At 74.0% G+C, this 19,560-nt stretch carries 20 protein-coding genes and 1 riboswitch; of the genes, 12 read left to right on the top strand and 8 right to left on the bottom strand.

The genetic code is table 11. The features are described from left to right. Positions 1 to 102 precede the first annotated feature (102 nt). The 5 genes from AB0G56_RS00100 to AB0G56_RS00080 all read left to right on the top strand — a co-directional run bounded on the left by AB0G56_RS00100 (position 103) and on the right by AB0G56_RS00080 (position 6,277). Positions 103 to 495 (top strand): NUDIX hydrolase, encoded by a 393-nt coding sequence (locus AB0G56_RS00100; RefSeq protein WP_360961112.1) that lies wholly within the window; start codon positions 103 to 105, stop codon positions 493 to 495. A gap of 267 nt (positions 496 to 762) precedes the next feature. Beyond that, on the top strand, positions 763 to 1,320 hold the full coding sequence (locus AB0G56_RS00095; protein WP_360961109.1) for a ricin-type beta-trefoil lectin domain protein: 558 nt from the start codon (positions 763 to 765) through the stop codon (positions 1,318 to 1,320). Positions 1,321 to 1,411: 91 nt separating this feature from the next. Continuing rightward, on the top strand, positions 1,412 to 2,128 hold the full coding sequence (locus AB0G56_RS00090) for an SDR family oxidoreductase (protein WP_360961106.1): 717 nt from the start codon (positions 1,412 to 1,414) through the stop codon (positions 2,126 to 2,128). Between the two features lie 122 nt (positions 2,129 to 2,250). Beyond that, a complete protein-coding gene (locus tag AB0G56_RS00085) occupies positions 2,251 to 3,537 on the top strand; it encodes a hypothetical protein (RefSeq protein ID WP_360961103.1) in 1,287 nt (428 codons plus the stop codon). 112 nt (positions 3,538 to 3,649) lie between these two features. After that, positions 3,650 to 6,277, top strand: a complete 2,628-nt coding sequence (locus AB0G56_RS00080) for a SpoIIE family protein phosphatase (protein WP_360961100.1) — start codon at positions 3,650 to 3,652, stop codon at positions 6,275 to 6,277. 19 nt (positions 6,278 to 6,296) lie between these two features. On the opposite strand, the gene AB0G56_RS00075 is transcribed toward AB0G56_RS00080, so the two are convergent. Then, entirely contained in the window at positions 6,297 to 7,346 is a 1,050-nt protein-coding gene (locus tag AB0G56_RS00075) for an aldo/keto reductase (RefSeq protein WP_360961097.1), read from the bottom strand. 207 nt (positions 7,347 to 7,553) lie between these two features. On the opposite strand from AB0G56_RS00075, the gene AB0G56_RS00070 reads away from it, so the two are divergent. Beyond that, the gene (locus tag AB0G56_RS00070) at positions 7,554 to 7,994 is read left to right on the top strand and encodes a universal stress protein (RefSeq protein WP_360961094.1); all 441 of its coding nucleotides are present in this window, start codon (positions 7,554 to 7,556) and stop codon (positions 7,992 to 7,994) included. 340 nt (positions 7,995 to 8,334) lie between these two features. Here AB0G56_RS00070 and AB0G56_RS00065 read toward each other — a convergent pair whose 3' ends face one another. The 6 genes from AB0G56_RS00065 to AB0G56_RS00040 form a co-directional block, all read right to left on the bottom strand. Continuing rightward, positions 8,335 to 8,475 carry a hypothetical protein gene (locus tag AB0G56_RS00065; protein WP_360961091.1) on the bottom strand — a complete coding sequence of 47 codons (141 nt, stop codon included), beginning with the start codon at positions 8,473 to 8,475 and terminating at the stop codon, positions 8,335 to 8,337. 300 nt (positions 8,476 to 8,775) lie between these two features. Continuing rightward, positions 8,776 to 10,215 (bottom strand): cytosine permease, encoded by a 1,440-nt coding sequence (locus tag AB0G56_RS00060; protein ID WP_360961088.1) that lies wholly within the window; start codon positions 10,213 to 10,215, stop codon positions 8,776 to 8,778. Further along, positions 10,205 to 10,299, bottom strand: a riboswitch (TPP riboswitch). Its footprint overlaps the gene before it by 11 nt. A 27-nt stretch (positions 10,300 to 10,326) precedes the next feature. Beyond that, entirely contained in the window at positions 10,327 to 11,346 is a 1,020-nt protein-coding gene (locus AB0G56_RS00055) for a DUF2891 domain-containing protein (protein ID WP_360961085.1), read from the bottom strand. Then, on the bottom strand, positions 11,346 to 11,996 hold the full coding sequence (gene pcp, locus AB0G56_RS00050) for a pyroglutamyl-peptidase I (RefSeq protein WP_360961082.1): 651 nt from the start codon (positions 11,994 to 11,996) through the stop codon (positions 11,346 to 11,348). The genes AB0G56_RS00055 and pcp overlap by 1 nt, the downstream gene beginning before the upstream one ends. A gap of 62 nt (positions 11,997 to 12,058) precedes the next feature. After that, entirely contained in the window at positions 12,059 to 13,033 is a 975-nt protein-coding gene (locus AB0G56_RS00045) for a DUF979 domain-containing protein (RefSeq protein WP_360961079.1), read from the bottom strand. Beyond that, entirely contained in the window at positions 13,030 to 13,749 is a 720-nt protein-coding gene (locus AB0G56_RS00040) for a DUF969 domain-containing protein (RefSeq protein WP_037854922.1), read from the bottom strand. Before AB0G56_RS00040 ends, AB0G56_RS00045 begins: the two co-directional genes overlap by 4 nt. A gap of 185 nt (positions 13,750 to 13,934) precedes the next feature. Here AB0G56_RS00040 and AB0G56_RS00035 point away from each other — a divergent pair, with 185 nt between their 5' ends. The 4 genes from AB0G56_RS00035 to AB0G56_RS00020 all read left to right on the top strand — a co-directional run bounded on the left by AB0G56_RS00035 (position 13,935) and on the right by AB0G56_RS00020 (position 17,098). Then, positions 13,935 to 14,687: a 5-oxoprolinase subunit PxpA gene (locus AB0G56_RS00035; RefSeq protein WP_360961076.1), complete on the top strand. Its 753-nt coding sequence runs from the start codon at positions 13,935 to 13,937 to the stop codon at positions 14,685 to 14,687. Then, on the top strand, positions 14,684 to 15,376 hold the full coding sequence (locus AB0G56_RS00030) for an allophanate hydrolase subunit 1 (RefSeq protein ID WP_360961073.1): 693 nt from the start codon (positions 14,684 to 14,686) through the stop codon (positions 15,374 to 15,376). Before AB0G56_RS00035 ends, AB0G56_RS00030 begins: the two co-directional genes overlap by 4 nt. Further along, on the top strand, positions 15,373 to 16,230 hold the full coding sequence (locus AB0G56_RS00025) for a biotin-dependent carboxyltransferase family protein (RefSeq protein ID WP_360961070.1): 858 nt from the start codon (positions 15,373 to 15,375) through the stop codon (positions 16,228 to 16,230). The genes AB0G56_RS00030 and AB0G56_RS00025 overlap by 4 nt, the downstream gene beginning before the upstream one ends. A 412-nt stretch (positions 16,231 to 16,642) precedes the next feature. After that, positions 16,643 to 17,098 (top strand): SRPBCC family protein, encoded by a 456-nt coding sequence (locus tag AB0G56_RS00020; RefSeq protein ID WP_360961067.1) that lies wholly within the window; start codon positions 16,643 to 16,645, stop codon positions 17,096 to 17,098. Positions 17,099 to 17,244: 146 nt separating this feature from the next. Here the strand turns inward: AB0G56_RS00020 and AB0G56_RS00015 are convergent, their stop codons facing one another. Then, positions 17,245 to 18,054, bottom strand: coding sequence for an alpha/beta hydrolase (locus AB0G56_RS00015; protein ID WP_360961064.1), 810 nt, complete (start codon positions 18,052 to 18,054; stop codon positions 17,245 to 17,247). 143 nt (positions 18,055 to 18,197) lie between these two features. Here AB0G56_RS00015 and AB0G56_RS00010 point away from each other — a divergent pair, with 143 nt between their 5' ends. Both AB0G56_RS00010 and AB0G56_RS00005 read left to right on the top strand, forming a co-directional pair. Next, the gene (locus AB0G56_RS00010; protein WP_360961061.1) at positions 18,198 to 19,082 is read left to right on the top strand and encodes an AraC family transcriptional regulator; all 885 of its coding nucleotides are present in this window, start codon (positions 18,198 to 18,200) and stop codon (positions 19,080 to 19,082) included. A 150-nt stretch (positions 19,083 to 19,232) separates the two neighbouring features. Beyond that, positions 19,233 to 19,403, top strand: coding sequence for a hydrophobic protein (locus AB0G56_RS00005; protein ID WP_360962188.1), 171 nt, complete (start codon positions 19,233 to 19,235; stop codon positions 19,401 to 19,403). The last annotated feature ends 157 nt before the right edge of the window (positions 19,404 to 19,560 follow it).

The raw sequence follows: 19,560 nt of genomic DNA, 5'->3' as shown, positions 1-19,560 counted from the left end.
CCGCGGGTAGGAGCACCGCGCAGGGGGCAGGAGGTCCGGGGGCGGACGACCGACGGTGCCCTGCCGGACGGGCCGCACGGACAACAACGGGAGGGCTGGACCATGAGGTCGGAGCAGGCTGCCGGAAGCGTGGTGCAAGCGGTCGTCGTCTACGACGGGCGCCTGCTGCTGGTGCAGGAGCAGGAGCAGGAGCAGGGCGGCTGGGGGCTGCCGTCGGGCAGTTCGGAGATGGCCGAGACACCGGAGGCCACCGCGGCCCGCCTCGTCTACGAGGCAACCGGCTACCTCGTGGACGGCTCGGCGGCGCTGGGGGCGCGGGGCGCGGTGGGCGAGGCGGCGCCGACCGCGGTGGTGTGCCAGTTGCTGAGCGAGGACCCCTCCTCCGGGGCGCGGCTCGCGCCGGAACAGGTCCGCTGGGTCCCGGTGGCCGAGACGGCCTGCGCCGAGCTGCCCGGGGCCGTGCGTGACTACCTGGCGGGTCACGCGCCCGCTTGAGGGCCGGTGCCGCGGCGAGGAACCGCTGCCGGTCGACGATCGCCCGGTCGATCTCCCCGCAGGCGACGAGTTCCCCCGTGCCGTCGACGGCCCGCACGAGGAAGGTGAGCCGCCGGCCCACGGCCGCCACGGGCGCATCGGCGGCCACCTCCACACAGCCGCCCACCCGGGTGGCGCGCAGGTGCTGGACACGGATCGCCGTGCCCACGGTCGTCCGGCCGGCCGTGGTGAAAGGCGCGGCGGCCCGCACGGTGGCCGCCTCCAGCCATGCGATCAGCCGCGGAGTGGCCGGCACGGGCACGTCCCCGCTGCCCACCGACCCGCGGTCACGCGGCGTTCGCCGCCTGCCTCACCCGGTTCTGCGACTCCCACCTGCGCGAGGCGTCGTGCGCGGACACCGGCTCCTCGGGCCCGCCCACACTCTTCCCGCACGCCCGGGACGAGGTGTTCGGGCCGCTGAAGAACGAGGCGACCGGCGGCTGCACGGACCTCTCGGCCTCCGACAGCGCCGACGGCACCGCCGTGCCCGGCCGGGACTGCGCCGGCACCCGCAACCAGAACCGGTGGTACGACTCCGCACGGCGGACCTTCCACACCGAACTCACCCAGGACCGCCGCCTGGACGTGCCCGGCGCCCAGTACCGGGCGGGCGCCGCGCTGATCATCTGGAACTGCTCGGGCGCGGCCGACCAGAAATTCGTCCGCGACGGCGGCACCGTCCGCCCCGCGGCCGCGACCGGACTGTGCCTGGCCCGGACGACCGCCCGTCAGCCGCTGCGCCTGCAGAACTGCGACGGATCGGCCGGCCAGAGGTTCGCCCCGTAGCGCCCGGACCCCGGCCGGGCGAGGCTCCGGCCGGGGCCCGAGTGGCATGATCGGGCAGGCGCCGACCACCGAGCGGAAGGACCGTGAGCCCATGTCCGGGAAGACCGTACTGATCACCGGAGCGTCGCGCGGTATCGGGTGGGCCACCAGCCGCCGCCTCGCCCGGCAGGGGCACACCGTGCTCGGCATCGCACGTTCCGCCGCCGACGAGGGCTTCCCGGGAGAGCTGTACCGCTGCGACCTCGCGGACACCGGCGCGACCGGGCGGGTGCTGGAGACCATCGCCCGCGAGCACCGGGTGGACGCGGTCGTCAACAACGTCGGCGTGGCCGTGCCCGAACCGCTGGGCGAGGTCGCGCTCGGCAGTCTGCAGACCGTCCTCGACCTGAACGTCCGTACGGCCGTGCAGGTCACCCAGGCCTTCGTCCACGGCATGCGGGAACGCGGCTGGGGCAGGATCGTCAACGTCACCAGCCGCTCGGTGTTCGGGGCGCGGCGGCGCAGCAGTTACGCGGCGGCCAAGAGCGCCCTGGCGGGACTGACCCGTACCTGGGCACTGGAGCTGGCCACCGACGGGATCACGGCGAACGCGGTCGCGCCGGGCCCGGTGGAGACGGAGCTGTTCCGCGCCTCGCACCCGGCCGGCGGCGACGAGGAGGCGCGGGTGCTGCGGACCGTGCCCATGGGACGGCTCGGCCGGCCGGACGAGGTCGCCGCCGCCATCGCCTTCCTGCTCGGCGAGGAGGCCGGCTTCATCACCGGCCAGATGCTGTGCGTGGACGGCGGCGGCAGCATCCCGGGACGGTGACGGGCCGGACACGGAACGCCGGTCATGGCAAAGAGCGAGCCGGTCACCGGGCCGGCCGGGGAAGATGGTCCGGCCGGGTGCAGGGCGCACCCGGGGCCATGCCGAACGGAGCAGAACCCACCGTGACCCGCCTCCTCAGGTCCATACCGGCCGCGGCAGCCGCGACCGCCACCCTGCTGATGCTGAGCGCCTGTTCCTCCGGCCCGAAGCCGCCCGACATCGCGGCGCCCGCGGTGACCGGCACGCTCTACGTCGCCGGCACGGCCAAGGACGGTACGGCCGCGGTGTGGCAGGTGACCCACGGCTCCGCACACCGACTCCTCGGCGACAGCCCGGCCGCCCTGCCCGTGACCTCCGTCTCCCTCTCGCCCGACGGCCGCCGCCTGGCGTACGTGTCCCACGGCATCATGTATGTCAAGGACCTGAGCACCGGTCAGGCGCACCCGGCCCACACCCCGGGCAGCATCGGCGAGGAGCGCGCCACGGATGTCGGCATGCCCGACGACTCACGGTGCTCGACCTGGTCCCCCGACGGCAGGCACGTGGCGTTCACCGTGGAGCGCGGCGTGTTCGTCTACGACGCCTCGGGCGCCGGCCGCCAGGTGTCCGGCCGTCCCGTGTCCCAGTGGCGGGAAGGGCAGCGGGACCTGCGCGACCTCGCCTCCGCGCCCACCTACCACGACGCGTCCGCGGCCTCCGACATCACCTGCGCGCGGTGGATCGACGACACCCGGCTCGCCTTCGACCGGCTCGGCCGGGACCACGCGGACACGATCGGCAGCGCCGCCGAGGCCGACACGACCACCATCGCCCGCATCGACACCAAGCAACCCGAACTGACCAACCTGCTGGCCCGGTGGACCGCCTCCGGGGTCTGCCGCGGCCGTGTCCTGCTCGACTTCCACCCCGAGCAGTCCGTCTCCGTCACGCCCTCGCCCGTCCCGAACGCGGCCCGCAGACCCGGCGTCCCGCTCCTCGTGAACGCAGGGGCGCTGAACTACCGCGCCTACTCCGACAACCCGCGCACGGCCGGAGCGGACCTGAGCGCGGCACGGCTCTCCGGCACAGGGGCCTTCTGGACCTTCATTCCGGGAACCTGCCGGCTGGTCGGCGCCGTACCGAAGTCACCCGACGCGGGGACGTACGACTACCTGGTGACCACGGTCGACGCGGGAACAGGGGCCTCCCCCCAGCAGCGGACCCTGGCCCTGGCGGTGGGCAAGGGCAGCCCGCTCTCCAGGCCCGGTTCCGGGTACGTCGTCGCGAACCCGCGCCCCGGAGCCCAGACGGTCGCCTACCCGGCCGCCGACGGCGAGGTGGGCGTCGTCGACCTGGCGACCGGCGGAGCCGCGGTGGTGAAGGGCCCCTGGAAGACGGCGACGGCGACGGTGGCCTGGCGCGACGAGTGAGGCCCCCCCGCTGAGCCGTCCGGACGGGTGAGGCCCCCCCCGCTCACCCGTCCGGCGGGCGGGAGAGGGCCGCAGCCGCCGGGGCGGCCACCCGGTGAGGCACACTGGCTGCATGGGCGACCTCAATGCCCGGGGGGCGTCCTCCCGGCGGTTCCCCCCGGGACCGGAGAGCGTGGCGCGGGCCCGGCGGTTCGTGCGAGCCGTTCTCGGTCATGCCGCCCCGGACGTGGTGGAGACCGCTCAACTCCTGGTCAGTGAACTGGTGACCAACGCGGTGCTGTACGCCCGCACGGAGGTCGAGGTGACGGCCGCCGCCGAGGACGGCACCGTGCGGGTGGTGGTCGGCGACCACCGGCCCGACCGCGCCCTGGTGCCGTACGAGTGCGCCTCGTACGCCGGTACGGGGCAGGGCCTGGCCCTGGTCGCGCTGCTGGCCTCCCGGCACGGCGTAGACACCGGCGAAGCGCGCAAGACCGTCTGGTTCGAGCTGGACCCCGGCGGCGCCCCGCCACATCCGGCCGGCTGGGACGTCACCGTGCCGGCCTCCCGCGCCGGAACCACCGTGACTCTGATCGACGTGCCCGAGGCGCTCTACTCGGCCTCCCAGCAGCACCGGCACACGTTGCTGCGCGAGGCAGTACTGGCCATGGCCGCCGGAACCGACCTCGGTGTGCCGGCGCACGACCTCGCCGTCGCCCAGGACATGAGCAACGTGATCAGCGCCCGGGTGACGGCCGCGCTGCGCGAGCAGCCGGCGGAGGCCGGCGTCCGCTCCCTGCTCCTGGGCATGCCCCCGGACGCCGGGCCGGCGGTGCGGATCCTGTGGGAGGTGCTCGGCCTGGCCGAGGAGGCGGCCCGCGACGAACGCCTGCTGACCCTGCCGGCGCTGCCGCGCGGCCGCGTCTTCCACCAGTGGCTGTTCGACCAGATCGCCGGCCAGCTCGACGGCGGGACTCCCGTGGCGTGGACCGTGGTGCCCCGGGAGCCGGGCGCCGGCCTCTCGGAGCTGGTGCCGTGGGACCCCGGCCAGGTCCGCGCCGCGCGGGAGCCGACCATCGCCGCGGACGAGAGGAACCTGATCATCGCCGCGAACGCGGCCGCGGCGGACCTGTTCGGGCGGCATCCGGACGACCTCGTCGGCCGGCCCTTGACCATGCTCATGCCCGAGCACCTGCGCAGCCGGCACACCGGGTCGTTCACGTCGCTGCTGCTCACCGGGCAGCCGCGGATCCTGGGCCGCTCCGTGCCGCTGCCCGCCCTGCACCGCGACGGCCGGCTGGTCCCCATCCGGCTGCTCATCCAGACCCAGGAGACGGCCGACGGCCGTACCGTCTTCGTCGCCCAGCTCACCCCCAGGGCCGCCGCGCCCCTGGAGTCGGGCCGCCCGCCGGGCCGTCCCCGGTCCGTGCCGGTGCTCTCCGAACCGGACGGACCGCCGGCTTCGGCCGCCCGGGTCACGGTCCGCGGCCCGGCGGGCGCCCCGGCGCTGGAACGGCTGGCCCTGGTGGCCGACACCGGGGCCGCGCTGAGCAGCGCCACCGATCTGGACGAGGGCCTGCACCGGGTGGGCGGCATCCTCACCGAGCGGCTGGCCGACTGGTGCGCGGTGGACCTGTTCACCGAGAACGCGGAGGTGGAACGGGTCTGTGTCGTCCAGCGGGCCCCGCGCGGATCCTCGTCCGAGGACCACGAAGGCCCGCTCCCGCCGGTCTCCGCCACCGCCCGGGGGCCGCTCGCCCGTGCCCTGCGCGGCGCGGGGCCGCTGCTGCTGACGAAACCCCCGCCGTCGAACCAGGTCACGAGCCCCCTGGACGCGCACTACCTGCGGATGTTCCGCGCACTGGGCGCGAACAGTGCCGTGGTCGCCCCGCTGAGGGCCCGACGGGACGTCATCGGCGCCCTCACCGTGGCCCGCAGCGGCTGGGAGCGGCCGTTCACGGAAGCGGACCTGCCCCTGGTCGACGACCTCGTCCGCACGCTGGCCCTCGGGGTCGACAACGCCCGTCTCCACCAGGAGACACGGAACATCGCCGAGCGCCTGCAGCGCTCGCTGCTGCCCGTACTGCCGCAGGTCGCCCATCTGCAGCTGGCCGCCCGCTACGCGGCCTCCTCCACCACCGCGCAGGTCGGCGGCGACTGGTACGACAGCTTCGTCCTGCCCGGCGGGGACACGGCCGTGGTCATCGGGGACGTCGCCGGGCACAACCTCGACGCGGCCATCACCATGAGCCAGTTGCGCAGCATGCTGCGCGGGATCGCCGTGGACCGCGAGGAACCTCCCGCGACGGTCCTGCGCCGCCTGGACACCGCGAACCACAGTTTCGACCGGGAGGCCACCGCCACCTGCGTCTACGGCCTGATCAAGGGCTCCGGACACGGCCCCTGGGAGCTGGTGCACTCCTCGGCCGGCCACCTGCCCCCGCTGCTGACCGTGCCGGACGGTCCCACCCGGTTCCTGGAGGGCGGCGCGGGCCTGCTGCTCGGCGTGGACCCCGGCCTGCCCCGTGCCGGGGCCTCGGACGCGATCCCGCCCCACGCGACGGTGCTGCTGTACACCGACGGCCTCGTCGAACGCCGCGGCGAGCCCCTGGACCACGCCCTGGACCGGTTGAGCCGGCACGCCGCGGCGCTGGCCCGCGAACCCCTCGACGTGTTCTGCGACGAACTCCTCATCAGGCTGGGCGCCGACAGCGAGGACGACATCGCCGTTCTCGCCGTCCGTCCCACGCCGCCCTCCTGAGGACGCCTGCCCAGAAGCCTCAGGCGGCGGAGCGGGAACCGGCCGGGCGGCGCCGGAGCGCCGGGTCCGTGAGGGACGGCGGGGTCCAGACGCCGTCCGGGTGGTACACGTCGGTCCCGGGCGGCACGATCTGGTCGATCCGGTCGAGCACCGCGTCCTCAAGCACCACGGACCGGCCCTTGAGCGTGGCGTGCAGCTGGTCCATCGTGCGCGGGCCGATGATCACCGAGGTGACCGCCGGATGCGCGAGCGGGAACGCGACGGCCAGCTCGGGCAGCGAACAGCCCACTTCGTCGGCCACGGCCACGAGCTGTTCGACCGCATCCAGTTTCGCGGCGGTGGTCGGCACCGACGGGTCGAAGCGGTCCGGGTGCAGCGCGGGGCGACCGCTGCTCAGATCGAGGTCCCGGTCCTTGCGGTAACGGCCGGTCAGGAAGCCGGAGGCGAGCGGGCTCCACGTCAGCACCCCCATGCCGAGGCGTTCGGCCACCGGCAGCACGTGCCGCTCGACGCCCCGGGCCAGCAGGGAGTAGGGCGGTTGTTCGGTCCAAAACCGCTGGAGTCCGCGGCGGCCGGCCACGTGGTGGGCGTCGACGATCTGGTCCGCGGGGAACGTGGAACAGCCGAACGCCCGTATCTTGCCCTGGCGCACGAGGTCGGTGAGGGCGGAGAGCGTCTCCTCGATGTCGGTCCTGTGGTCGGGCCGGTGCACCTGGTACAGGTCGATCCAGTCCGTGTCCAGCCGGCGCAGACTGTCCTCCACCTCGCGGACGATCCAACGCCGTGAGTTCCCACCGCTGTTGGGGCCGTCACCCATGGGGAAGTGCACCTTGGTGGCGAGCACCACGTCGTCGCGCCGGCCCTTGAGCGCCTTGCCGACGATCGTCTCCGACTCCCCGGCCGAGTACATGTCGGCGGTGTCGACGAAGTTGATCCCCTCGTCCAGCGCGGCGTGGATGATCCGGGCGCACTCCTCGTGGTCGGCGTTGCCGATGAACCCGAACATCATGGTGCCCAGGCAGTAGGGACTGACCTCGATGCCGGTACCGCCCAGAACGCGGTGGTGCATGGGGCTCTCCTCGGGTGTCGGTTCCTGGATGGCGCGACCCTACGAGTTGGAGCCCACTTCAAGGCAAGACCGGCGGCGGCACGCCTCGCGGAACAGATCCGCCCCCTCCGGTTGTTCACGCCGTTGCTTGATCACATCGCGCGGTGTCCGCGGGTCAGGTACTCCGGCACCACCTGGGCAACACCCACAGACAAGGAAGAGCACCTCATGTTCCACCGCGTTCTCGTCGCCGTCGACCCGAGCCCCGCCCGTCACTCCGTCGTCCGCCTCGCCGGTGACGTCGCCCGGCTGAACGGCGCCAAGGTCAGGGTGCTGCACGTCGCCCCCACCTCGGCCACCCTCGCCGCCGTGGTCCCCCTGGAGAACGAAGCGGAGGCCAAGGCCGTCCTCGACGAGGCCGTCACCGCGCTGCGGGACTCGGGCGTCGACGCCGAGGGCGCCGTGGCGGCCGGTCTGACCACCCAGATCGCCACGGCCATCTCCGCCGCCGCCGAGGAGTTCGGGGCCGACCTCCTGGTCCTCGGACACCATCACCGCGGCCCGCTCGAAGCCTTCGTCAGCCCCCGTGTCAGCGACGCCGTCGCCCACGCGGCCCGCATCGCCATCCTCCTCGCCCCCGAGGACACCACCGCCGCCGAGCAGGACTGACCGAAGGCCGTCCCGGCCGGGCGCGGCAGCGCCACCGGGCCGGCGGACAGGACCGGAGCGGGCGGGGCCGGGGTGGGGACCGCGCGGGCCGTTCCACTCGGGGGTGGGCACGTCCCTTCGACGGCCTCGGCCACCGGTGCTCTCGGGCACGTCCGGCGATGGGCAAGGCGGTATGAAGCGTTCGTCCGCGTCCGGCCGGGCGAAAAACCGCCGAACAACCGCCGGACAACGGAACGTCGCTCCGATCCACCTACGGAGCGACGTTCCGCTGTGTCGACGGGCGCTCGGGACACCGAGGGACTCACGGGTCGCGCGATGACCACCGGCCCGTCCCGGCGCGTCACGGTGTCGTCGGGGGTTCCGGTTCCGACGTCTCGTCGTCCGGCTCGCTCGCCCACCGGGACAGGAGTTCCTCGAAGGCGTCCATCCCCAGCAGGAGCAGCATCATCGCGATCGGCGTGCACAGTGCCACCACAACCATGGAGCCTCCCGAGGGGAGCACCGGCGGACTCTCTTCACCCGGCCCCGCGAGCCGCACGCGGCGAGGCACTACCCAGTGTGGGGCCGAACGGGGTACCGCGCACTTCGTTCAGTTCGGGCCGGCGCCGGCCGCGGCCTGCGGCGGACCGGCGACCGCGGCCGGCCGCAGGCGGGTCCCCTCCGCGCTGCCCGGCGCGGCGGTCATGACGCCGTGCCCAGCCCCGTCCCCGGTGTCGTGGTCATGGTGCCCATCTCCGGCGCCCCCGCCGGAGCGCCGCCCGCGGTGGTGGTACGGCTGCTCCTACCCTCGGACCCCGTCGCCGGCCGCCCCGTCCGCCGTACGCGGCCGCCGCAGTGCGCGCAACGGCGCGTACACGAGCAGGGCCGCCGCGAACGCCACCGGATAGGCGAGATCGGCGCCGTGCAGGGCCCGGGCGGCCGGGCCCGTGTACAGGCCGGTGTTCATGAACGGCACGGACACGGCGAAGGCGACGACGAACGCGGTGAGCGCCGGCCACCAGGACTGCGGGCGGTCCGTCTCCTGTGACAGCTCGACGGGGCGCCCGCCGCGGGCGCGGGCCCGGGCGGCCCAGTCGACGATCACGATGGCGACGAAGGCCGGGATCCAGTACCCGACGAACAGCAGCACGTTCTGGAAGCGCGCGGTGGTGTCGGCCGCGTGCATCCACAGCACCAGCGGGAACCCGAGGACCGCGGCGAGGGCGGCGGCCGGCGGCCGGGGCAGGCGTACGCCCATGGTCTGCAGGGCCAGCGACCCGCTGTAGTCGTTCATGGCGTTGCTGCACAGGGCCGAGAGCGCGATCGCCAGGAGCCCGAACGCGCCGAGCGCGCCCCCGCCGAGCAGCGTGTCGACGCCGTGGGCGGTCTGGTCGGTGAACTCGGCGGCGCCCCACAGGCCGAGCGCCTGCACCGCCACGAAGGACAGGCCGATGCCGAGCAGCGTGCACCAGAACATGCGCGGACGCGATGCCGTGCGGGGCAGGTAGCGGCTGAAGTCACTGGCGTAGGGGGCCCAGGACAGGGCGAGGCTCAGCGCGACGGTGCAGGTCAGGGCGAACGCCCCGGCCCGGTCGGCGCCGTGCACGGTGGCGGTCGCGGCCGGGTGGGCGCCGTGGACGAGCTTGGCGGCGAGGACGGCGAAGGCCGCGGCGAGCGCGAAGGTCATCACCGTCTGCAGCCGGTGGATCACCTCGTAGCCGAGCACACCCAGCGCGCCCTGGCCCGCCATCATCACCAGGACGCCCGCCCAGAACGGCCAGCCGCACAACTGGGCCAGCGCCTCCCCGCCGAACAGGCCGATCAGCGCGTCCCAGGCGATCGACGACAGCCACTGCAACACGCCCGGCACGGTGACGGCCCGGCCGAACGCCAGCCGGGCCAGGGGCATCTGCGCCGCCCCGGTCCGGCTTCCCCAGGTGCCCAGGTAGGCGGTGGGCACCGCGCCCAGCACGGTGCCGAGCACGACGGCGGCCAGGGCGGTGGTGAAGTCGAGCCCGAGCGTGGCACCCACGGTGCCGCTGAACACGCCGGTCATGGTCAGGTTGGGGGCGAACCAGACGGTGAACAGCCGCCCCGGGCCGCCGTAGCGGGTGTCCTCGGGCACCGGCGTGATCCCGCGTGCCTCCATCCGCAGATCACCGGGGGCCGTCGGCATCCGTCCGTCGAAGACGTGCCGCGGGCCGGCGGCGGCCGGCTCGGTGCGGGCATGCGGCAATGACATGTGACATCCCTCCGCCAGTCCTAACTGGTTCAGGTTCGACGGGTGTGATCTCAGCCCCGCGCAGGGGCACCCCGTGTCCAGGTACGGCCGCCAGGATAGCCCGGCCCGGTGTCAGGCCTCGCCGGGGTGGTCCCCGTCGAGCGCCAGCACGGCGAAGGTGGCCAGCCAGTGGTCGGTGGTGAAGTCGCCGCGCTCCACCGCGGGCAGGCCTGCCGCGAGGTGCGCCCTTGCCGCCTCGGCCAGGCGGGTGCGGACCGGACCGTCCGGCAGCGCCCCGGCGATCGAACGCAGCGCGGCGGCCCTGCTGAGGGCCAGGCCGAGCAGGTGGCCGATCTGCGGATCGGCGTGGTCGGAGACCACCGGCACGTCCAGCGACGGGCAGGACGCGCCCGAGCGCAGGGCGGGCAGGAACCGGTCGAGCCAGGAGGCGAACGCCTCCGGGGCGAGCACCCGGCGCATCGCGTCGGCCTCGGTCAGCGCGGGCGACAGGAAGTCCTGGCCCGACGGCTCCCAGTGGGCGGGAGCGTCGTGGTCGTCGGCGAACCAGGCCAGCAGACGTTCCCGTACGGCGTCGGCGGTCGGGGCGGACAGTTCCCCGGAGTCCAGGAGCAGACCGAGCGCGAAGGCGCTGTTGGGATGGTTGCCGTGGCGCACGGGATAGGTGGCCTTCGGGAGCCAGTCGGCGAGCAGCCGCTCGACGGCGGCGACGCCCGGTGCCAGGGCCTCGGCCCAGCGCGCGCCCGCCGCCCCCGAGTACGCCCGGCACTCGGCGGCCAGCGCCACCAGCCAGGCCCAGCCGTACGGCCGCTCGAAGGAGGGCCGGTCCAGGAGGTAGGCGGCTTCGGCGGCGATGTTCCGCGCGGTGAGGTGCCGGTCGAGCACGTTCACGTAGGGCGCGGTCTCGGCGAGCGCGGGTGTGCCGCCGTGTCGGCGCAGCACGCGCACGAGCAGCCAGTGCATGTGGACCGAGGAGTGCCAGTCGTAGGCGCCGTAGAAGGCCGGATGGAGGCTGTTCGGCCGCGTGTCCTCGGCGGCGGAGGTGACCAGGTGGGCGGGGAAGTTGGGGTACTCGCGGGTGATGTTGGCGAGGGCGAGCCGGGCGAAGGGCGTCGCGTAGGAGGTGAGCGGCATCAGTGGGTGGCCCCCTCGGTGATCTTCAGGTCCTGCTCCGTGGGCGTGCCGGCGGCGGCGACCAGCAGGGCGCGCAGCCCGCGGGCCACGGTGGCGGGCTCCAGGGCCGGGGCGGTGCCGTCGGTGACCTGCTCGGGCGCCCAGGGGACATGTACGAAACCGCCGCGGACGTGCGGGAACTCGGTGGCGATGAGGTGGCCGAGGCCGTACGCGACGTGGTTGCAGACGAACGTGCCCGCGGTGTGGGAGACGGCGGCCGGGACCCCGGCCCCGCGCACGGCGGCGACGCAGGCCTTGACGGGGAGGGAGGAGAAGTAGGCGGCGGGGCCGCCGGGGACGACCGGTTCGTCGACGGGCTGGGCTCCGGCGTTGTCGGGGATGCGTGCGTCGTCGATGTTGATGGCGACGCGTTCGACGGTGACGGCGGGCCGCCCGCCCGCCTGGCCCAGGCAGAGGACCAGCTCGGGGGCCGCCGCGCGGACGGCGTCCCGCAGCGCGTCCAGCGAGGTGGCGAAGACGCAGGGCAGTTCGGCGGCGGTGACCGTGAGTCCGGCGGGCGGTTCGGCGGCCAGGAGGCGGGCCGCCTGCCAGGACGGGTTCACGCTCTCGCCGCCGAAGGGGGCGAAGCCGGTGACGAGCACACGGGTCATGGGACTTCCTTCACGGGAACGACGGTGGGGCGGGCCGGGGCGGGCGGCGCGGGCCGGGTGGCTCAGAAGGCGAAGACCGCCATGATCACGGTGCAGCAGACCAGGAGCGGCAGCGCCGTCGGGATCTGCGCCTTGATCGGCCCGTACTGGTCCTTCAGTTCGAGCAGGGTGGCCGGGACGATGTTGAAGTTGGCGGCCATCGGCGTGCAGAGCGTGCCGGCGAAACCGGCCAGCATGCCGATCGCGAGGACGGCGGCCTCGTTGCCGTGCATCTGCTCGATGAGGATGGGCCAGCCGATCGCCGCCGTCATGACCGGGAAAGCGGCGAACGCGTTGCCCATGATCACGGTGAACAGGAACATGCCCAGGCAGTAGGCGATCACGGCGAGGTACTTCGAGTTGTCCGGCAGCACGTCGTTCACGATCTTGCCGACCTGGGTGCCGACGCCGGCCAGCGCGAAGATCGACCCGAGCACGGCGAGGAGCTGGGGCAGCAGCAGCGCGGAACCCATCGCCTCCAGCATGGAGCGGCCGGAGTGCAGCGGCACGGAGAGCTTCTTCTCGCCGGTGACCAGCATGCCGACGACGAGGGCGACGACGCATCCGACGCCGAGGCCGAGCAGCGTGGCCTTGCCCTTCTCGAACAGGCCGGAGTCGTCGAGCACGGAGGCGCAGACGATCGCGACCACCGGGATCGTCAGGGCGGGGATGAAGATCCTGCTGCCGAGCCGGGAGGCGGAGGCCTCGCGCTGCTCGGCGGTGGTGGTCACCGGCACGCCCTTGCCGAGGAAGTTGAACCCGGCGAGCACGATCAGGACGAGGACCGCCACCCCGAGCGGTTCGGCGGGCAGGGTCCAGCCGCCGTCGCCCGACTCGGCGTTCGCCACCCCGGTCCCGTAGGGGAAGGTGAGTCCGAGCAGGCCCCAGAACGCCGCGGACGTCCACCGCTTCGGGTTGCTGCGGTCGGCCGCCATCTGCACGGCCATGACGACGAAGACGAGGCCCACCAGCCAGTAGAGCCATTCGACCTTGATCACTTGGCGGTTCCCTTCGGCAGCGGCAGGTCGTGTTCCGCGGCGGCGAGTGCCATCTCGCGTTCCAGCTGCCGGTCCAGGAGCAGCAGGCGGGCCCCGTGGATGAGGAAGGCGCAGACGGCGAGCGGTATCGCCCACAGCGCCAGCTGGGTCGGTTCGAGTTCCTGGTGGTACGTCGAGTTCACGAAACCGGTGATCAGCAGGATCGAGCCGATCGCGATGAAGCAGTCCTCGCCGAAGAAGACACCGACGGTGTCGGCCGAGGCGGCGTAGGAGCGAACCTTCTCGCGCAGGCGCTCCGGCAGCGCCGCGCCCGTCGTGCGTTCGGCCGCGGCCTCCGCCATGGGCGCGACGAGCGGCCGTACGGTCTGCGCGGGACCGCCGATGCTGTTGAGGCCGAAGGCCGCCGTGACCTGCCGGACCAGCAGGTAGACGGTGAGGAAGCGGCCGGCGCTGAGACTGCCGAGCCGGCCGATGAGGTTGCGGGCCTGTTCACGCAGGCCGTAGCGCTCCAGGAGGCCGATCACGGGGAGCACGATGGCGAAGACGGTGACCGAGCGGCTGTCGGCGAAGGACCGGCCGAAGGCCGCGAGGACCTCCAGCGGGTTCATCCTGCCGAGCAGTCCGGTGACGATCCCGGCGACGCCCACGACGAGGACGGGGTTGCGGCGCGTGACGAATCCGAGGATCACCACGACCACACCGAGGAGAACGATCATGCGCGGCCTTCTTCAGGCATGGGGGACAGGGCGCCACGCGGATCCGGGGCTGCCGGAACCCATGGGGATGCACGGACCCTAGGCGATCGTTGAACGATCGAACAAGGGGCAGATTCACGTCGCCGTCATGCGGCAGCCACGGCACCCCCTTGTCGGATCGTTCAACAATCGTCTACTTTCAAGGTGTGATCGATCTCAACGCGGACCTCGGTGAAGGCTTCGGACGCTGGACCCTCACCGACGACGACGCCCTCCTGTCGGTCGTCACCAGCGCCAACGTCGCCTGCGGCTTCCACGCCGGCGACCCCTCGGTGATGCGCCGCGTCTGCGACCTCGCCGCCGAGCGCGGAGTACGGATCGGGGCCCAGGTGTCCTACCGTGACCTGGCCGGCTTCGGACGGCGTGCCATGGACGTGCCCGGCGAGGAACTGGCGGCCGAGACGGCCTACCAGATCGGGGCACTGCGCGTCTTCGCCCAGGCAGCCGGAACCGACGTGGCGTACGTCAAACCGCACGGCGCGCTCTACAACCGTACCGTCCACGACGCCGACCAGGCCGCCGCCGTCGTGGCCGGAGTGAGCCTCGCGGGCGGCGGCCTGCCCGTGCTCGGCCTGCCCGGATCACACCTGCTCGCCGCCGCCGAGGCGGCCGGGCTCACCGCCGTGCCCGAGGCCTTCGCCGACCGCGCCTACACCCCCGAGGGCACGCTCGTGCCGCGTCGTCTGGCGAATTCCGTCATCACCGACGAGGACGCGGTGGTGCGACGCGCCCTGGCCTTCGCGGTGGACGGCGCGGTCCAGGCCGTGGACGGCACGACCGTCACGGTCGCCGCACGGTCCCTGTGCGTGCACGGCGACACCCCGGGCGCCGCCCTCATCGCGGCCCGGGTCCGCGCCGCTCTGGAGGCCGCCGGCGTCGAGGTCGGGTCCTTCGCATGACCGGCGAGCAGCCCCTGACCGTGCGGACCGCCGGGCCCCACGCGCTCCTCGTCGACCTGCCCGACTCCGAACGGACCGCCGCCTTCCACGCCGAACTCCTGCGCCGGCGCGCGGCCGGAACCCTGCTGCCCGTCGAGGAGATCGTGCCGGGAGCGCGGACCGTGCTCCTGGACGGCGTACCGGACCCGCGGGCGCTGGCCCGCCGCCTGGCCCACTGGGACGTGCCCGCGCGGGCCGCGGACGACGGGGGCGTGGTGGAGATCCCCGTGCGCTACGACGGGCCCGACCTCGCCGACGTTGCCGCGCTGTGGGGGATCGGCGCCCACGAGGTCGCCGCCCGGCACTCCTCCTGCACCTACCGCGTCGCCTTCTGCGGATTCGCCCCCGGCTTCGGCTACCTCACCGGACTGCCCGCCGCCCTGCACGTGCCGCGCCGCGACACGCCCCGCACCCGGGTCCCGGCCGGCGCCGTCGGACTCGCCGGCCCCTACACCGCGGTGTACCCGAGGGCCACGCCCGGCGGCTGGCAGCTGATCGGCACCATGCCGGACCCCGCCCGGCTGTGGGACCTCGCACGGGACGAACCGGCGCTCCTCACCCCGGGCACCCGGGTGCGGTTCGTCACCGAGGACCGCGTCACAGACGACTGCGTCACCGAGGACTGTGCCACCGAGGACGAGGCGGCATGAGCACCGAGATCACCGTCGTACGCCCCGGAGCCCTCACCACAGTGCAGGACTCCGGCCGGCGCGGCCACGCCCACCTGGGAGTCCCGCGCTCCGGCGCACTGGACGCGCCCGCCATGGCACTCGCCAACCGGCTGCTCGGCAACGACCCCGACGCCGCCGTCCTGGAGACCACGGTGACCGGCTGCGCCCTGCGCCCCGACCACCATGTCACCGTCGTGGTCGGCGGCGCCCCCTGCCCGGTGACGGTCGACGGCCGGCCCGCCGCCTGGGGCACACCGGTGCACGTGCCCGCGGGCGCGGTCCTCGACGCGGGCACCGTCACGGCGGGCGTGCGCTCGTACGTGGCCGTCGCCGGCGGCATCGCCGTGGAGCCGGTCCTCGGCAGCCGCTCGACGGACCTGCTCTCAGGGCTCGGCCCGGCGCCCCTGCGCGCCGGAGACGTCCTCCCCCTCGGCGCCCCGGCCGGACGGACGGCGCCGTCCGGTACCGCCCCCTGGCCCGCGCCCCCCGCGGAACTGGTCCTGCCGCTGCGGCCGGGTCCCCGCGACGACTGGTTCACCGCCGCGGCACGGCGCACCCTCTTCTCGGCGACGTACCGCGTCTCCCCGCACAGCAACCGTGTCGGCCTGCGCACCGAGGGGCCTGCGCTCGAACGGGCGAGAGGCGGCGAACTGCCCAGCGAGGGCATGGTGCTCGGTGCGGTGCAGGTTCCGCCCGACGGCCGCCCGGTCGTCTTCCTGAACGACCATCCGACGACGGGCGGCTACCCCGTCATCGGAGTCGTCACGGACCGCGGCCTGGCGTCCGCCGCCCAGGCGCCGACCGGAACGCCGATCCGTTTCACCCCGGGGTGAGGGACTGACTCAGGTTCACCTCGGGGCAAGGGACTGACTCAGGTCCCCCAGGGGTGAGGGACTGGCGCTCACACCGGGACGACGGTCCGAGACGCGGCACGGAACAGGACGCGGCGGAGCCATGACGTTCGGCCGGACCCGAGGGCCGCGCCCGGCGGTTCATGAGAAGCCCGGTCGCTCGTCGACCTCGTCCGGCGCACGGCGCCGGACGAGGTCGGGCGGAGGGTGGCCAGGCCCGCCGGGGCATTGGCCGCACCGAGCCGGAGCGGAGCGCGCAGCCCGCTCCGGGCGCTGCCCGGCGTACGGTCGAGCACACCGAACCCCACGCACTCTCCGCGCACCGCAAGATCGCGTGGACGGAACGGCAATCCCGCGCATCCCCGAACCGCCGCGCCCGCTCTAGCGTGACGGAATGCCGTATCACTTCCGCGTCACCGCACGCTCGCAGGCCAGGCCCGAGACCGTCTACTCCGCCCTCGTCCGCGCGGCGACCTGGCCCGCGTGGTCGCCGATCGACTCCGCCGAGATCGAGGGCGGCGGCGACCCCGCGCAGCGCCAGGACGTCGGTGACACACGGATCTTCCGGACCGGCCGGGCCCTCTCGCACGAACGCATCGTCGAACTGGTCACCGACCGGCGCTTCGTCTACGAGAACACGAGCGGCCCGTTCCGCTCCTACCGGGGGACCGTCGACCTCACCGACGCGCCGCACGGCGGAACCGACATCACCTGGGCCGCCGCGTTCGAACCGAAGCTGCCCGGCTCGGGGCGGCTGTGGCAGTGGTACCTGACCCGCTTCATGCGGCGGATGGCCGACGGCCTGGCCGGCTACGCCGACACGGCCTCCGACGGCGACCCGGTCCGCTGAGAGCGGCCGCCGAGGCCCGCCGCCGGGTCACCCGCATGGCGAGCCCACGGCCGTGGCCGCCCCCGTGGCCGCCCCGCACCCGCCCGTGTGGACGGCCGCCGGCCGACGAGCGCCGCCCGCCCGGCGCCGAAGGCGCCGCGTACGGCTCAGGCGCGGACGGTGACGGTCGCGAGGAAGCGGAGCAGGGTGTCCGCGACCGCTTCCGGGGCCTCCAGCGGCAGCAGGTGCCCGACATCGGGGACGACGGTCATGGTCGCGTGCGGCACGGAGGGCAGCAGGCACTCGCGCAGCACACGGGGCGGCTCGACCCTGTCGTGCTCCCCGGCCAGCACGGCCACCGGAGCCTCGATGCGCCGGGCCTGCGCGGTGATGTCCTCGGCGATCCCGTGCAGCGGCCACTGCGTGCGGGCGTCGCCCGAGGCGGCGAGGCTGTCCCGGACCACATCGTCCCGCGTCTGTCGCGGCAGGGCTACGGCGGTCAGCACATGGTCCAGGGCCTGGCCGACCGTCTCCGGTGAGTCGTAGGCGTGGGACAGGCCCTGCCGGTACTCCTCCGTCACGGCGGCGGCCGGCAGCGGGGGAGCGGGCGCGACCAGGACCAGCCCGGCCAGCCTTGAGGGCCGCCGGGCCGCGACCAGTTGAGCGACCTTCCCGCCCATCGAGTGACCGACGAGGACGAAGGGACCCGCGACGCACTCCTCGACCACCCGGAGCAGGTCGTCGGCGAGCCGGCCGAGGTGGTACGGACCCGGCAGCTCACGCGAAGCGCCCCAGCCGCGCTGGTCGAAGCGGACCGTCGCCTGCTCGGGGGGCAGATGCCGGACGACCTCGTCCCACGTGGCCGCCGAGCCACCCCAGTAGTGCGTGAACACCAGGGCGGTCCCGCCGTCACCGCCCCCGGTCCGCACCTTCAGGGAGCCGCCCGCCACGGCCACGGTCTTTGTAGTATTCGACATCTTCGCGTCTGTCCTCCATGTCGCGGCAGACCGGGCTGTCCCGTGGGACATACGCCCCGTGGGCCGACCGGCCTGCCTGTGGTCACGCGAACGACGCTACGTCGGCGGACCGAACCGCCTTGCTGGAAAGAGACCGACCTCTTGTGGAAAACGGACACCCTGCCGTGCGGCAGCTGCGCTACCTCCCCGCTGTCGGGGCCGTCCACGGAGTGGAGGTCCTCAGTTTCGAGGCCCTGCGCAGGACGGACACCGCACGGCGCCGCACCCGGTTGCAGCGCCCCGACTTCCACGTCCTCGCCCTGGTCACCGCGGGCAACGGCAGCCACGAGGCGGACTTCCGCCGACATGAGCTGCGCGCGGGCAGCGTCGTGTGGATCAGACCAGGCGCGGTGCACCGCTGGAGCGACGTCGACCGCCTCGACGGCCCGCTCGTCCTCTTCCAGCCGGGGTTCCTGCCCGACCCCGGCCTGGAAACCGCGGACGCCACAGCGCCCGCCTGCTGGGACCTGTCGCCGCAGGCCCTTCCGCTGGCCGTGCTGGCCGCCGAACACCTCGACCGTGAGCACCGCGCGGCGGTGCGATCACCGCGCCTGGCATCCCCCGCACTGCTCGCCCACCTCCTGGCGGCACTGGTCCTGCGCGTACGCCCCGAGACGCCCGCACCGTCCCCCCGCGACACGGCGGGGAGCCGGCCGCTCGGCGTCTTCCGCGCCTACCGCGCCGCCGTCGAGGAACACTTCGCCCACTGGCACCAAGTGGCCGACTACGCCCGGGCCCTCGGCTACGACACCCGGACCCTCACCCGCGCGACCCGCGCCGCCACCGGAACCGGCGCCAAGGCATTCCTCGACCAGCGCGTCCTCCTCGAAGCCAAACGCCTGCTGGCCCATACCGATCTGCCGGTCGGCAGCTGCGCACACCGGCTCGGCTTTCGCGACACCGGCAACTTCACCACCTTCTTCCGCCGGCAGACCGGCCTGACACCCACGGCGTGGTCCTCCGGCCGCTCGGCGGGGACGCGCACCTGACGGTGCGGAAGGTGGCACCGGAGTCACGCGGACGCGCCCGGCGCGAGCCGGCCGGGCACGCGCATGCCCCGCACCGTGGGGAAATAACCCGCGTTCCGCGGGCGTGCGGCAAGGAAGCAAGGGCATCCGGTGGCCAGGAGGTCGATGACGATGGTTCCCTTGATTCTTGTTCTTCTGCTCGCTCTGATCCTCTTCGGTGCCGGATTCGCACTGAAGGCGCTGTGGTGGATCGCGGTGATCGTGCTGGTGCTGTGGCTGCTGGGCTTCGTGGTCCGGCCCGCGGGCAGCGGCGGCCGGCGGGGTCGCTGGTACCGCTGGTAGCCGGTGGCGTGACAGCGGGACGCGCACGGCGGACGCACGGACGCAGTGGGGCCCCGGCCTTCGAAGGCCGGGGGCCCCCGTCCTCGCGGTCCGACCCCCCCCGCCCGGCGGCGCGGGTCCGCCGGGCCGGCACAGGGAAACGGACGACCGCGGTATG

This window comes from Streptomyces sp. NPDC021356 (assembly GCF_040641015.1).
In the GTDB taxonomy this organism is placed as follows: Bacteria; Actinomycetota; Actinomycetes; order Streptomycetales; family Streptomycetaceae; genus Streptomyces.
This window is presented reverse-complemented; position numbering and strand designations above follow the sequence as displayed.

Excerpts from the sequence above, each read along its gene's own strand:
- AB0G56_RS00095 (WP_360961109.1), top strand. The coding sequence starts at position 763 with ATGCGATCAGCCGCGGAGTGGCCGGCACGGGCACGTCCCCGCTGCCCA.
- AB0G56_RS00040 (WP_037854922.1), bottom strand. The coding sequence starts at position 13,749 with ATGATCGTTCTCCTCGGTGTGGTCGTGGTGATCCTCGGATTCGTCACG.
- AB0G56_RS00030 (WP_360961073.1), top strand. The coding sequence starts at position 14,684 with ATGACCGGCGAGCAGCCCCTGACCGTGCGGACCGCCGGGCCCCACGCG.
- pcp (WP_360961082.1), bottom strand. The coding sequence starts at position 11,996 with ATGACCCGTGTGCTCGTCACCGGCTTCGCCCCCTTCGGCGGCGAGAGC.
- AB0G56_RS00065 (WP_360961091.1), bottom strand. The coding sequence starts at position 8,475 with ATGGTTGTGGTGGCACTGTGCACGCCGATCGCGATGATGCTGCTCCTG.
- AB0G56_RS00100 (WP_360961112.1), top strand. The coding sequence starts at position 103 with ATGAGGTCGGAGCAGGCTGCCGGAAGCGTGGTGCAAGCGGTCGTCGTC.
- AB0G56_RS00005 (WP_360962188.1), top strand. The coding sequence starts at position 19,233 with ATGGTTCCCTTGATTCTTGTTCTTCTGCTCGCTCTGATCCTCTTCGGT.
- AB0G56_RS00090 (WP_360961106.1), top strand. The coding sequence starts at position 1,412 with ATGTCCGGGAAGACCGTACTGATCACCGGAGCGTCGCGCGGTATCGGG.
- AB0G56_RS00075 (WP_360961097.1), bottom strand. The coding sequence starts at position 7,346 with ATGCACCACCGCGTTCTGGGCGGTACCGGCATCGAGGTCAGTCCCTAC.
- AB0G56_RS00025 (WP_360961070.1), top strand. The coding sequence starts at position 15,373 with ATGAGCACCGAGATCACCGTCGTACGCCCCGGAGCCCTCACCACAGTG.
- AB0G56_RS00070 (WP_360961094.1), top strand. The coding sequence starts at position 7,554 with ATGTTCCACCGCGTTCTCGTCGCCGTCGACCCGAGCCCCGCCCGTCAC.
- AB0G56_RS00055 (WP_360961085.1), bottom strand. The coding sequence starts at position 11,346 with ATGCCGCTCACCTCCTACGCGACGCCCTTCGCCCGGCTCGCCCTCGCC.
- AB0G56_RS00020 (WP_360961067.1), top strand. The coding sequence starts at position 16,643 with ATGCCGTATCACTTCCGCGTCACCGCACGCTCGCAGGCCAGGCCCGAG.
- AB0G56_RS00060 (WP_360961088.1), bottom strand. The coding sequence starts at position 10,215 with ATGTCATTGCCGCATGCCCGCACCGAGCCGGCCGCCGCCGGCCCGCGG.
- AB0G56_RS00080 (WP_360961100.1), top strand. The coding sequence starts at position 3,650 with ATGGGCGACCTCAATGCCCGGGGGGCGTCCTCCCGGCGGTTCCCCCCG.
- AB0G56_RS00015 (WP_360961064.1), bottom strand. The coding sequence starts at position 18,054 with ATGTCGAATACTACAAAGACCGTGGCCGTGGCGGGCGGCTCCCTGAAG.